This window comes from Microbacterium hominis (assembly GCF_013282805.1).
Classification (GTDB): domain Bacteria; phylum Actinomycetota; class Actinomycetes; order Actinomycetales; family Microbacteriaceae; genus Microbacterium; species Microbacterium hominis_B.
Genome location: NZ_CP054038.1, coordinates 2,695,322 through 2,708,324 on the forward strand (window position 1 = coordinate 2,695,322; position 13,003 = coordinate 2,708,324).

Annotated in this window: 9 protein-coding genes and 1 pseudogene; 6 read left to right on the plus strand and 4 right to left on the minus strand. The window is 72.3% G+C overall.

Annotated features, from left to right (window positions below; translation table 11 throughout):
* The first annotated feature begins 4 nt into the window (after positions 1-4).
* On the plus strand, positions 5-706 hold the full coding sequence (locus HQM25_RS12235; protein ID WP_172990482.1) for a Maf family protein: 702 nt from the start codon (positions 5-7) through the stop codon (positions 704-706).
* A gap of 78 nt (positions 707-784) precedes the next feature.
* Complete coding sequence (locus HQM25_RS12240) at positions 785-2,551, plus strand: acetyl/propionyl/methylcrotonyl-CoA carboxylase subunit alpha (RefSeq protein WP_172990483.1); 1,767 nt, start codon at positions 785-787, stop codon at positions 2,549-2,551.
* Positions 2,552-2,620: 69 nt separating this feature from the next.
* Here HQM25_RS12240 and HQM25_RS12245 read toward each other — a convergent pair whose 3' ends face one another.
* Positions 2,621-4,069, minus strand: a complete 1,449-nt coding sequence (locus HQM25_RS12245) for an NAD(P)H-quinone dehydrogenase (RefSeq protein WP_438803603.1) — start codon at positions 4,067-4,069, stop codon at positions 2,621-2,623.
* 105 nt (positions 4,070-4,174) lie between these two features.
* On the opposite strand from HQM25_RS12245, the gene HQM25_RS12250 reads away from it, so the two are divergent.
* From HQM25_RS12250 to HQM25_RS12260, 3 genes are all read left to right on the plus strand, one after another.
* Positions 4,175-5,008: a purine-nucleoside phosphorylase gene (locus HQM25_RS12250; protein ID WP_172990485.1), complete on the plus strand. Its 834-nt coding sequence runs from the start codon at positions 4,175-4,177 to the stop codon at positions 5,006-5,008.
* Positions 5,005-6,717 carry a phospho-sugar mutase gene (locus HQM25_RS12255; protein ID WP_172990486.1) on the plus strand — a complete coding sequence of 571 codons (1,713 nt, stop codon included), beginning with the start codon at positions 5,005-5,007 and terminating at the stop codon, positions 6,715-6,717. The genes HQM25_RS12250 and HQM25_RS12255 overlap by 4 nt, the downstream gene beginning before the upstream one ends.
* Positions 6,718-6,787: 70 nt before the next feature.
* The gene (locus HQM25_RS12260; protein ID WP_172990487.1) at positions 6,788-8,164 is read left to right on the plus strand and encodes an MFS transporter; all 1,377 of its coding nucleotides are present in this window, start codon (positions 6,788-6,790) and stop codon (positions 8,162-8,164) included.
* Between the two features lie 15 nt (positions 8,165-8,179).
* Here the strand turns inward: HQM25_RS12260 and HQM25_RS12265 are convergent, their stop codons facing one another.
* A complete protein-coding gene (locus HQM25_RS12265; protein WP_254359322.1) occupies positions 8,180-9,496 on the minus strand; it encodes an RNA polymerase sigma factor in 1,317 nt (438 codons plus the stop codon).
* A gap of 7 nt (positions 9,497-9,503) precedes the next feature.
* Positions 9,504-10,346: a YciI family protein gene (locus HQM25_RS18055; RefSeq protein WP_367948271.1), complete on the minus strand. Its 843-nt coding sequence runs from the start codon at positions 10,344-10,346 to the stop codon at positions 9,504-9,506.
* Positions 10,347-10,447: 101 nt separating this feature from the next.
* On the opposite strand from HQM25_RS18055, the gene HQM25_RS12280 reads away from it, so the two are divergent.
* The gene (locus HQM25_RS12280) at positions 10,448-11,032 is read left to right on the plus strand and encodes a GNAT family N-acetyltransferase (RefSeq protein ID WP_172990489.1); all 585 of its coding nucleotides are present in this window, start codon (positions 10,448-10,450) and stop codon (positions 11,030-11,032) included.
* Positions 11,033-11,052: 20 nt separating this feature from the next.
* On the opposite strand, the pseudogene HQM25_RS12285 reads toward HQM25_RS12280, so the two are convergent.
* Positions 11,053-12,985 (minus strand): annotated as a pseudogene (locus HQM25_RS12285) (BglG family transcription antiterminator).
* Positions 12,986-13,003: the final 18 nt, after the last annotated feature.

The window sequence follows — 13,003 nt, forward strand, 5'->3', positions numbered from 1 at the left end:
TTCCATGCGCGTGTGCCTCGCTTCGACCTCTCCCGCCCGGCTCATGCTGCTGGGCCAGTTCGGCATCCGGCCGCTCACGGTCGCCCCCGACGTCGACGAGGACGCCGTGGTGGCCGCCGTCGAGTCCGGCGAGGGGAGGCGCCTGTCGCCGCAGGAGCACGTGCTGCTGCTGGCCCGGCGCAAGGCTGCCGATGTCGCTGCGCGGCTGGCCGACGACATCCCCGACTTCGACGGGATCGTCATCGGGGGCGACTCGATGTTCGAGATCGGCGGAGAGGTGCTCGGCAAGCCGCTCACCCCCGAGAACGCCCGCGCCCGCTGGCACGCGATGCGCGGCCGCACCGGGGTGCTCCACTCCGGCCACGCCGTCGTGCGGCTCGCGCCCGGCACCAGACCGCAGGAGGTGCACGCGGTGGCGGGCGCATCGGTCACGTTCGCCGACGACGTCTCCGACGCCGAGATCGACGCCTACGTGGCCTCGGGCGAACCCCTCCACGTGGCGGGCGCCTTCACCGTGGACAGCCTCGGCGGGGCGTTCATCACCCGCGTGGAGGGCGACCCGTCGACCGTTGTGGGGATGTCGCTGTCCACGCTGCGCGGGCTCGTGCGCGAGGTGGGCGGCGAGTGGACATCGCTGTGGAACACGACCGATCCCTCGCTCGACGGCCCCTCGGCTGCCGTCGGCGCCACCCCGCCGTCGTTGTAGTAGGAATCCCACGTTTCTCGTCTGTTCTTGTACGAACCAGTCAAAGGACGGGGGAAACGCGTCGGTAGGCTGACATCCATGCCTCAGATCGCCAAGGTTCTCGTTGCCAACCGCGGCGAGATCGCCGTCCGCGTCATCCGCGCCGCCCGCGATGCCGGGAAGGCCTCCGTCGCCCTCTACGCCGACCAGGATCGCGACGCGATGCACGTGCGTCTGGCCGACGAGGCCTACGCCCTCGACGGCGCGACCTCCGCCGAGACGTACCTGTCGATCGAGAAGATCCTCTCCGTCGCGCGCCGCTCGGGCGCCGACGCCGTGCACCCGGGGTACGGGTTCCTCGCCGAGAACGCCGACTTCGCCCGCGCCGTCATCGACGCGGGGCTCGTGTGGATCGGCCCGTCGCCCGAGGCCATCGAGGCGCTCGGCGACAAGGTCACCGCGCGCGCCGTCGCCGAGAAGGTCGGCGCGCCGCTGGCGCCGGGCACCCCCGGCCCCGTCGCCGGCGCCGACGAGGTGGTCGCCTTCGCCGAGCAGGTCGGACTGCCGATCGCGATCAAGGCGGCCTACGGCGGCGGCGGACGCGGCCTCAAGGTCGCCCGCGAGCTCGGCGAGGTCGCGGAGCTGTTCGAGTCCGCCACCCGCGAGGCGATCACCGCCTTCGGCCGTGGCGAGTGCTTCGTCGAGAAGTACCTCGACAAGCCGCGGCACGTGGAGACCCAGTGCCTGGCCGACGCCGACGGCAACGTCGTCGTCGTCTCCACGCGCGACTGCTCGCTGCAGCGCCGCCACCAGAAGCTGGTAGAGGAGGCTCCGGCACCGTTCCTCAGCGACGAGCAGAATCGCGTGCTCTACGAGTCGTCCAAGGCGATCCTGCGCGAGGTCGGCTACGTCGGCGCGGGCACGTGCGAGTTCCTCATCGGCGCCGACGGCACGATCTCCTTCCTCGAGGTGAACACCCGCCTGCAGGTGGAGCACCCGGTGTCGGAAGAGGTCACGGGCATCGATCTGGTGCGCGAGCAGTTCCGGATCGCCGAGGGCGGCATCCTCGACTACGACGACCCGACGCCCGAGGGCCACTCGATCGAGTTCCGGATCAACGGCGAGGACCCCGGTCGCGGCTTCCTCCCGCAGCCCGGTCACATCCACGTGTTCAAGACCTTCGGCGGTCCTGGCATCCGCCTGGACTCCGGCGTCACCGCGGGCGACTCCGTCTCGGGCGCGTTCGACTCGCTGCTGGGCAAGATCATCGTCACCGGCCGCGACCGCGCCGAGGCGCTCCAGCGCGCCCGCCGCGCGCTCGACGAGTTCGAGGTCGCCGGCATGCCCACCGTGCTGCCCTTCCACCGCAAGGTGGTGCGCGACGCGGCCTTCACCGCCGACGACGGCGTGTTCGGCGTCTACACGCGCTGGATCGAGACCGAGTTCGTCAACGACATCGACCCGTGGGACGGCGAGCTCGACGCACCGAAGCCGGCGGAGAGCCGCCACACGGTGGTCGTCGAGGTCGCGGGCAAGCGCCTCGAGGTGAGCCTTCCCGATCGCATCGCGAGCTCCACGCCGCAGGTCGGCCGCCCCGCCGCCGTGCCGCCCTCGCGCCGCTCGCACGCGACCACCGTGATCGCCGGCGCCTCGGGCGACGCCGTCAAGTCGCCGATGCAGGCCACCGTGGTCAAGGTCGCCGTCGAGGAGGGCCAGACGGTCGTCAAGGGCGACCTCGTGGTCGTGCTCGAGGCGATGAAGATGGAGCAGCCCATCCAGGCGCACAAGGACGGCGTGATCGGCGCCATCAGCGCCGACCCCGGCACGACGGTCTCCGCCGGCCACCAGCTCCTCACCATCTCCTGACGCCCTCGGGGCGCTCGGGGGGCGCGACGAGCCAGTGGATGCCGCGGGCGCGGCATCCACTTCCCGGCGTCAACCGCCGTAGACCTTGTGGTCCACGACGTGCATCGCACGGGCGGCGTCGGTGATGCTGCCCGACAGCGACGGGTACACGGCGAACACGCGCGAGACCTGGTCGACCGTGAGGCGCCGCTCGACGGCGATGGCGATCGGGTAGATGAGCTCCGACGCGCGCGGTCCGACGATGACGCCGCCGATGACGGTGCCGCTGCCCTCGCGGGCGATGAGCTTCACGAAGCCGTCCTTGGTGCCCATCATCTTCGCGCGCGCATTCGCGGCGAGCGGGAGCTTGTGCACGACGCCGTTGATGTGGCCGTCTTCGATGTCCTTCTGCTGCCAGCCGATGGTGGCGATCTCGGGCGCGGTGAAGATGTTCGACGTGATCCGGCGGCGCTCGAGCGGGATGACGACGTCGCCGAGCGCGTGGAACACGGCGGTGCGGCCCTGCATGGCGGCCACCGAGGCCAGCGGCACGAAGGTGGTGCAGTCGCCGGCGGCGTAGATGTTCGGCACCGAGGTGCGCGCGACGCGGTTGACCTGGATGTGGCCGGACTCGGTCATCTGCACGCCGGCCTGCTCCAGGCCGATGCCCGCGGTGTTGGGGATCGAGCCGACCGCCATGAGGCAGTGGCTTCCCTCGACGACCCGGCCGTCCGACAGCGTCACCGTCACCCCGTCGCCGGTGTTCTCGACCTTGTCGGCGCGCGACTTCGACAGCAGGGTCATCCCGCCGCGCTTGAAGACCTTCTCGAGCACGGCCGCGGCGTCGGAGTCCTCACCCGGCAGCACCCGATCGCGGCTGGAGACCAGCGTCACCTTGGCGCCCAGGTTCATGTACGCGCCGGCGAACTCCGCGCCGGTGACGCCGGAGCCGACCACGATGAGGTGCTCGGGCAGCGTCGACATGTCGTACAGCTGCGTCCAGGTGAGGATGCGCTGCCCGTCGGGCTGCGCACTCGCGAGCTCTCGCGGGGAGGCCCCCACCGAGACGACGAGGGTGTCGGCCTCGATGCGGTCGAAGTCGGTGCCGCCGGGACCGGTCGAGACGACCACCGCGGTCTCGCCCTCGAGGCGGCCGTGGCCGGAGATGATGCGCACCCCCGCCTCGACGAGCGAGGCGCGCATGTCGTCGGACTGCTGGCGCGCGAGGGAGAGCAGGCGGCGGTTCACCGCGGCGAGGTTGATCGCGATCTCCGGCTTGAGGGGCTTGCCCTCCTTGCCCTTGGCGAACAGCTGCACGCCCAGATCGCTCGCGCCGGAGATGGCCACGGCGGCGTCCGCGGTGGCGATGAGCGACTTGGAGGGCACGACGTCGGTGATCACGGCCGAGCCGCCGACCCCGGCCCGCTCGACGAGCGTGACCTCCGCCCCGAGCTGGGCGGCGGCCAGCGCCGCCTCGTAGCCGCCGGGTCCGCCGCCGATGATGGCGACGCTCTGGGTGCGCTCGAAGCTCAAGGACATGGCATCCATTCTCCAACGCCCCGGGCTCCGGCACCGACACCGCCCCGACACACCGTGCGTCGGCGCTCTCTGGCCCTGGCGCGTCGGCGTCCATAGAGTGAGGGCATGTCCGACCTCCACGACAATCCGCTCGACGATCCCGCCTCCGATCCGTTCGAGGTGGCAGCCGCCGCGGCCGCCGACATCGCGCGTCTGACCGGCGTCGAGCACCACGACATCGCCCTCACCCTCGGCAGCGGCTGGGGCAAGGCCGCAGAGCTCATCGGCGAGACGGTGGCGGCCTTTCCCGCGACCGAGGTCACCGGCTTCAGCAAGCCGGCGCTGGAAGGCCACGTCGGCACGCTCCGCTCGGTGCGCACCCCCCGGGGCAAGCACGTGCTCGTCATCGGCGCACGCACGCACTTCTACGAGGGCCACGGCGTGCGCCGCGTCGTGCACAGCGTTCGCACGGCGGCCGCCACCGGCGCGCGGACGATGGTGCTCACCAACGGCGCCGGCGGCATCAAGCACACGTGGCAGCCGGGCCGCCCGGTGCTCATCAGCGACCACCTGAACCTCACCGCCGCCTCGCCGCTGGAGGGCGCGACCTTCATCGACCTCACCGACCTGTACTCGATGCGGCTGCGCGATCTCGCCCGCACGATCGATCCGAGCCTCGACGAGGGCGTGTACTGCCAGTTCCGCGGCCCCCAGTACGAGACCCCCGCGGAGGTGCAGATGGCGAAGATCCTCGGCGGGCACATCGTCGGCATGTCGACGGCGCTCGAGGCGATCGCCGCACGCCAGTCGGGCATGGAGATCCTGGGCTTCTCGCTGATCACCAATATGGCGGCCGGCATCCAGACCACGCCGCTGAGCCACCAGGAGGTCATCGACGCCGGCCGCGAGGCCGAGCCGGTGATCTCGTCGCTGCTGGCGCGTGTGATCGGGGCGATGTGACCGCGCCGGGGGGCGAGGGCGTGCTCGACGCGGCGCGCGCGTGGCTGGCCCAGGACCCCGACGGGCAGACCCGCGCCGAGCTGCGGGCCCTCATCGAGATGGCCGAGGTCGGCGACGCCGACGCCCTCGCCGACCTCGAGGACCGGTTCGCGACGCGCCTGGCCTTCGGCACGGCAGGGCTGCGCGGGCGCCTCGGCGCCGGCAGCAACCGCATGAACCGCGTGCTCGTCGCCCAGGCGGCCGCGGGGCTCGCCGCGTACGTGATCGAGCGGGCGGGCGGAGTGGGCGACGACCCCGACACCGCGCCGCTCGTGGTGATCGGCTACGACGGCCGCCGCAACTCCGACGTGTTCGCGCACGACTCGGCGGAACTGTTCGCCGGCGCGGGCCTGCGCGCCGTGCTGCTGCCGCGCCTGCTGCCGACCCCGGTGCTCGCCTACGCCGTACGGGCGATGGATGCCGCCGCCGGCGTCATGGTGACCGCCAGCCACAACCCGCCCGACGACAACGGCTACAAGGTCTACCTCGGCGGCGAGGACGACGGCTCGCAGATCGTCTCTCCCGCCGACGCGGAGATCGCCGCGCACATCCAGCGCGTGGCCGACGCCGGCGACATCTCGGCGCTGCCGCGGTCCCTCGCCTTCGCCACGGCACCGGAATCGCTGGTCGAGGCCTACATCGATGCGACGGCGGCGGTCGCCCCGGCGCCGGAGGGCGCCGAGGGCCTGCGCTGGGTGTACACCGCCATGCACGGGGTGGGCTGGGAGACCTTCTCCCGGATCCTCGAGGTCGCCGGCTACCCGCAGCCGGTCACGGTCGACGCCCAGATCGACCCCGACGGGGGCTTTCCCACCGTCGCCTTCCCGAACCCGGAGGAGCCCGGGGCGATGGATCTCTCGTTCGAGGCCGCCCGCTCCGCCGGGGCGGAGCTCATCATCGCGAACGACCCCGACGCCGATCGCCTGGCTGTCGCCATCCCCGATGAGCAGGCCGACGGCGGGTGGCGCCGGCTCAGCGGCAACCAGATCGGACTCCTGCTCGGCTGGCGGGCCGCGCAGCGCGCCGCGGAGACCGGGATGGATGCCGCGGAGGCGTCGCTCGCGTGCTCGCTGGTGTCGTCGCCGGGCCTGGCCGCCGTGGCCGAGCATTACGGCCTCGGCTTCCACGCGACCCTGACCGGCTTCAAGTGGATCTCCCGCGCGCCGGGGATGATCTACGGCTTCGAGGAGGCCCTCGGCTACCTCGTCAACCCCGAGACGGTGCGCGACAAAGACGGCATCTCGGCCGCGGTCGCGATGCTCGGCATGGCAGCCGACGCACGCGGGCAGGGCCGCTCGGTCACCGACCTCCTTCGCGAGTTCGACGAGACGTTCGGCTTCTTCGCGAGCGACCAGATCTCAGTGCGCGTCGACGACGTCTCGACGATCGGTCGCATCATGGCGGCGCTGCGGGCGGAGCATCCGGGTGCGATCGGCGAGGTGGGCGTGGACCGGATCGACGACCTCCTCGAGGGCGTCGACGACCTTCCGCCCGGCGATGTGCTGCGCCTGTGGCTCGTCGACGGCTCGCGGGTGATCGTGCGGCCCAGCGGCACCGAGCCCAAGCTCAAGCTCTACCTCGACGCGCGCGGAGACTCCGCCGACGATGCGGCGGCGCGCATCGCCGCACTCGGCGACGGGGCGCGCGCACTGCTGGACGCGATCGGCTGATCGCCCGAGCAGGTCGCTCTCGCGATATATCGCGAGTACCCTTTCTCTGTCACCACGACGGGAGGCATCCGTGTCCGCGACCGACGATTCCGCACCGACCCCCGCGTCCGTGACGGCGGCCGATGACCCGCCGCACTGGCTGCGCGGCGTCGTGCTGTTCCTGAGCGGACAGACCACGAGCCTGCTCGGCTCGATGCTCGTGCAGTACGCGGTGTTCTGGTACCTCACCATCACCTTCCAGTCGGGCCTCGTCATGATGCTTGCCGCGGTGTTCGGTTTTCTCCCCCAGGCGGTCGTGTCGATCTTCGGCGGCGTCTGGGCCGACCGGCACAACCGCAAGCTGCTGATCATGGGGGCCGACGCCGCGATCGCGGCGACCACCCTCGTGCTCGCCGTCGTCATCCTCACCGGCAACGACCAGCTGTGGGTGATCATCGCCGCCCTGGCGATCCGCTCGGCCGGCGCCGGCATCCAGATGCCCGCGGTGTCCTCGCTCATCCCCCAGCTCGTGCCGATGCGTCACCTCATGCGCGTCAACGGCATCAACGGATCGATCCAGTCCGCGATGGCGCTGCTCGCCCCGGCCGGGGCGGGCGCGATCTACGCGTGGTCGTCGGCGGTGAACGGCGGGTCGGCGGCGTCCCTGGTGCCGATCTTCCTCATCGACGTCGTCACCGCACTCGTCGGGATCGGATTCCTGGCCTTCATACCGGTGCGCGCCGTGCGCCGCGCCGCCGACGTCGAAACCGGCTACTTCGCCGACCTGGTCGACGGCCTGCGCTACCTCGGCAGCCACGCCTTCGTGCGATGGCTCCTGGTGCTGTTCGCGATCATCTTCCTGCTCACCGTCGCCCCGTCGAACCTCACCCCTCTCATGCTCGTGCGCTCGTTCCCGGCGGGCGAAGCGCAGGATGTCGTCAACCTGGCCGTGCTGGAGATCTCGTTCAGCATCGGCATGACTCTCGGCGGGATCCTCGTCGCCGCGTTCTTCGCGACACGCAGCCGCATCGGGATGATCGTCTCGGCGTCGCTCGTGTTCGGCGGACTCTCGATCGGCCTCGGACTGTCGGTGAACATCTGGATGTTCTTCGGCTTCATGTTCCTCATCGGGCTGGCCGTTCCGTTCTTCTCGACGCCCTCGATGACGCTGCTGCAGGAGACGGTCGAGCCGGAGCGCCAGGGCCGTGTGTTCGGGTTCGTCGGCATCGTGATGGCGGTCGCGATGCCGCTGGGGATGACGGTGTTCGGCCCGCTCGCCGATGTCGTGGCGATCGAGGTGCTCCTGGTCGCGGCCGGGGTGCTCACGTTCGTCGTCGTCGCCCTCGCGGTGTGGCTGCCCGCCGGACAGCGTGCGATCGCGGCGGCACGCGCGGCCGCCGACGCCGGCGACCCGACCTCGGGAGCGGATGCCGCGGAGCGGGCGATGCACCCCTCCGACGAACTCTGATCCCTGCCGCGGGTCTCACTCCGTCGCGGCGAGCTCGTCGAGCCGGCGCTGGAGGTGGCGGCGCTCGGGAGCGGTCGGGGCGCGATCCCGCGCCACCCGCAGCCGCGCCGCCGCAGCGTCCGTCTCACCCGCGCGCCGGAGGAACTCCGCCTGGGCCGCGGGCAGCAGGTGGGATGCGGGCAGGAGACCAGCCTGCTCCAGCGCGTCGAGCTCCGCCAGACCGTACCGCGGCCCGGCTGCCATGCCGAGGGCGATGGCGCGGTTCATCGCGACGGTGGCGGAGGGCAGGATCGCGAACAGCTCGTCGTACCGGGCGAGGATCGCACGCCAGTCGGTGTCGGCGGCGCGGGACGCCTGGTCATGCAGCGCCTGGATCTCCGCCTGCAATCGGTACGCCCCGCGCTCCCCCTCCCCCGCCAGCCCCGCCACCGGCGCCGCGAGCACGGCGCGCCCCTCGGCGATCGCTGCGGCATCCCACAGCGATCGGTCCTGACCGTCCAGCGGAACCAGGTCGCCGTGGGCATCGACCCGCGCCGACGCGCGGGCGTGCTGCAGCAGGAGCAGTGCGAGCAGTCCCCTCGCCTCGGCGGACGCCGGCACCAGAGCCACGACGAGCCGCGCGAGGCGGATCGCCTCGACGGACAGGTCCACGCGCAGGAGGCCGTCGCCGGAGGAGGCGGCGTACCCCTCGTTGTGCACCAGGTAGAGCACGGCCAGCACCCCGTCGACGCGCTCGGGCAGCACGTCGGCAGCGGGGACGCGATACGGGATCCCGGTATCGCGGATCCTGCGCTTTGCCCGCACCAGCCGCTGGGCCATCGTCGCCTCGGGCACGAGGTAGGCCCGCGCGATCTCCGCGGTCGTCAGGCCCGCGACCGTGCGCAGGGTGAGCGCGACGCGGGCCTCCATCGGCAGAGCCGGGTGGGCGCACGTGAACACGAGCCGGAGCCGGTCGTCGACCTCGAGCGCGCGCTCCCCGTCGTCGGCCGCATCGGCGGGGTCGGCCGCCCGGTCGAAGCTTCCGGCCGTCCTCTCGTCGGCGAGCCAGTCCTGCACCTTCTCACGCTCGACCGCGCGCCGACGGAGCCGGTCGAGCGCCAGATGGCGCGCGGTCGTGGTGAGCCAGGCCCCGGGCCGATCGGGGATCCCGTCGCGCGCCCATGCCGTCGCGGCGCGCTCGAAGGCGCCCGCCGCGGCCTCCTCCGCGACGTCCCAGTCCCCGGTCACACGGATGAGTGTGGCGACCACCCGAGCCCACTCGTCCGCGAACGCGCGCTCGAGGGCCGCGGCGACCGCGGGCGCGGGGGCGCGGCCCCCGCGCCCGCGGGTCACCGCGCGGTCATCGGGCATCGGAAGCGGCGGCCCGCGCGAGCATCGCGAGCGCCGCCGCGGCGGGGATCTCGGTGCGCCGATCGTGCTCGGGGGCTTCGCGCGCCGCGCGCGCGACATGGTCCTGGTGCACGTCGAACGCCCACAGCGGCCGCAGCTCCAGCGTGCCGCCTCTGGCCATGGGATGCGACGAGGCCACCTCGATCGCTTCGGCGAGATCGGCCACTTCGAGCAGGTCGAACCCGGCGATCCACTCCTTCGCCTCGGCGAACGGCCCGTCCCCCAGCAGCACCTCGTCCGCCCGGGTGCGGACGAAGGTGGCGGCGTGCGGACCCTGGAGCACATCTCCGAACAGACGCGCACCCCGGGCATCCATCTCCGTCACCCACCGCTCCGGATCGCTCTCGTCGCCCGGCTCCGCCGGCTCGCCGTCGCCTGCGACCACGAGCATGAGATACCGGCGGCCCCGCACCGGACGATCGGCGAGATCCGGCGGCACGACCCGATAGCCGGGCTCGGCGTCGGGCCACTGCACGAACGGGCGGACCTCGACCCGCCCGAAGGTCGCCGCGGGATGCCCGGCGGCGATCCGGACGGCCTCGTCGAGATCGGCCGCCTCGATCACGTCGAACCCGCCGATCGACTCCTTCGACTCGGTGAACGGACCGTCGGTGGCCAGAAGCTCGCCGCCGCGCACCCGCACGGTGGTCGCGTCGCGCTCCGGCCGGAGTCGCTCGCCGAATTCGAGGGCGCCGCGCGCGCCCCAGCGATCAGACCAGTCGCCGATGTCGTCGAGCTCGGGACGATAAGGCAGTGCGTCATCGCCCTCGGCGTAGAACAGTGCGTATTCCATGTGAGACCCCTTCCGGTCACGGTACGCAGGTACGACGAACGGCGCACCCCGATTTCGACACCGCCTCCGAACTCGTTCCCGCCGCGCTCTAGGCTCGGAGGGTGCTGCTGACCGAGCCGATCGCCCTCCAGAACGCCCACGTGCGGCTGGAGCCGCTCGAGCACGCCCATGCCGACGACCTCGCCGCGGCCGCCGTCGGGCTGGAGCGCACGTGGTACACCTCGGTGCCGAGCCCGGGCGGAGTGCGCGCGGCGATCGCCGAGCGCATCGCCTGGCGGGAGGCCGGCCGCATGAACCCGTGGGCGATCCGTCGGCTCGACACAGACCGCGTCGTCGGCATGACGACGTACTGCAACATCGACCAGCCGAACCGGCACGTCGAGATCGGCTACACCTGGATCGGCGTCGAGGCGCAGCGCACCGCCGTCAACACCGCGGCCAAGCTCCTGCTGCTGGGCCACGCGTTCGAGGACTGCGACGCGATCGCGGTGGAACTGCGCACTCACTGGCACAACCGGCAGTCGCGCGCGGCGATCGAGCGTCTGGGCGCCAAGCGCGACGGCGTGCTGCGCAACCACCTCATCGGCCCCGACGGCACGCTGCGCGACACCGTCGTGTACTCGATCCTCCCGCACGAGTGGCCGGCGGTGCGGCTCGGTCTGCGCGAACGGCTCCGGCAGGACTGAGCGCACCGCCGCGACGCGCCTCAGCCGTCGATCACGGCCACCAGCTCATCGAGGAAGCCCGCGAAGTCGGTGGCGCGCCGCACGATGCGCTGCACGCTGTCACGTTCGCTGAACACCTCGACGAACTGCTCGAAGACGGTCTGGAAGGCCTCGCGGTCGGTCTCCGAGAAGGCGACCATCGCCACCACCTGCACCCGCGCATCCCCCACGGCAGCGGCGGGTCGGCGATGCCGATCGCGATCGCCGTGCGCGCGGCGGTCATGCCGATCGCGTGCGGCACCGCGAGCGCGTCGGTGAACGCCGTCGAGGAGAGCTGCTCGCGCTGGATCGCCCGGTCCACGTAGTCGTCGTCGATGACGCCCTGCGCGACCAGCGTCGCCCCGAGCGCGGTGATCGCACCGTCGACGCCGGCGGCGGCATCCAAGCCCCGCAGGAACGACGCCTCGTCGAAGTACCGCTCGAGCTCGGTGCGCAGCCGCGCGAGACGCCGGGCCCGGCGCACGCGCCCGGCCGCCGCCTGCACGCGCTCGATGTCGGCGTCGGTGAGGAACGGCTGGATGCGCACGATCCGGTCGCCCGCCACCGGGGGCTCGATCGTGGTCAGCACCAGATCGGTGTCGATCGAGGCCCAGTCGGGGTCGACGCGGGTCTCCACGCCCACCACCTCGATCGCCTGGCCGAGGGAGCGGTCGACGCTCGAGCGCAGCAGCTCGTGCAGCTCGTAGTAGCCGGGGCACACGATGGTCGCCGTCAGCAGCTGGTCTGCGCGGCGGCTGCGCTCCAGCCGCCCGCCCACGTGCATCGCGATGTAGGCGATCTCGTCGTCCAGGAGCGGGATGTCCAGCCGCTCGTGCAGGCCGTTCGCGATGAACACCGCGACCTCGAAGATCATCGGATACGTCGCCTTCAGCGACTTCGTGAGCGGATTGCGCGACCACGCCTGCTCCCGCGCGCGGTGGCGCAGGTTCTGCACGTGCAGGGCCAGGCGCAGGAGGAAGTCCTCGTGCACGATGTCGACGAGGAACTCCGACGCCGCCTGGCCGACGACATCGCGCACCGCGCGCTCGACGTCGGGTTCGAGCCGCGCGCGCACCTCATCGCCGGGCGTCGCGCCCGGGGCTCCCGGTGCGACCACCCGCGTGAGCACGAGCGTCGACAGGTGCTGCAGGTCGCCCGCCCCGAGGGTCACGCCCAGGTGCCGCGCGGAGAGATCGGCGATGATCTGCGCCACCTCCTGGCCTGCCGGGCGCGCGGCCTGCACGGTCGCCGCGTCGAGGGGCCGGTCGCGCGACACGCGATCGGCGGCGATCGCGATGTGCATGACCACATCGGAGATGCCGAACTCGTTGACGAAGTAGCCGAGCGCGCCCAGCCGCGACACGAGGTCGGTCTTGAACGGCCCGAACGCCTGCGCGCCCACCGACTGCGTGCCGAGGGTGCGCCGCAGCGCGACGAGGTCGAAGGAGCCGGCATCCATCTCGTCATGGGCGAGCTTGGACAGAAGGCGTCGCTGGGCAGCCTCGGTGCCGTGCAGGCGCGCCCGCGAGGCCGAGCGCTCGAGGGTCAGCTCGGTGCCCCCAGCAGTCCGCGCACGCGCGCGAGGTCGGCGTCGAGGGTGGCGGGACTCACGAACATGCCCTCCGCGGTCTCGAAGACGTCGAGGCCGTCGGGTGCGTCCAGCAGCGCCCGCACCAGCGTGTGCAGCCGGTCCCGCGGGGTGCCCGCGTCGGGGGATGCCGAGCGCTGGGCCGTCGCCGCGTCGGGCCCCGCACGGTACCCGTGCGGCCCGGACTCGATGGCCACCCCGGGCGCGACGCGCGCGTTGACGGCGGTGACATAGGAGCGGATGCTGCGTGGAGTGACGCCGATGGTGTCGGCGAGGCTCGCCGCGGTGGCCCAGTCGTCCTCGCGGACGAGGAGCGCCAGCAGCCGATCCTGTCTCGCTCGGGTCACAGGGCTCCTCTCGCGACG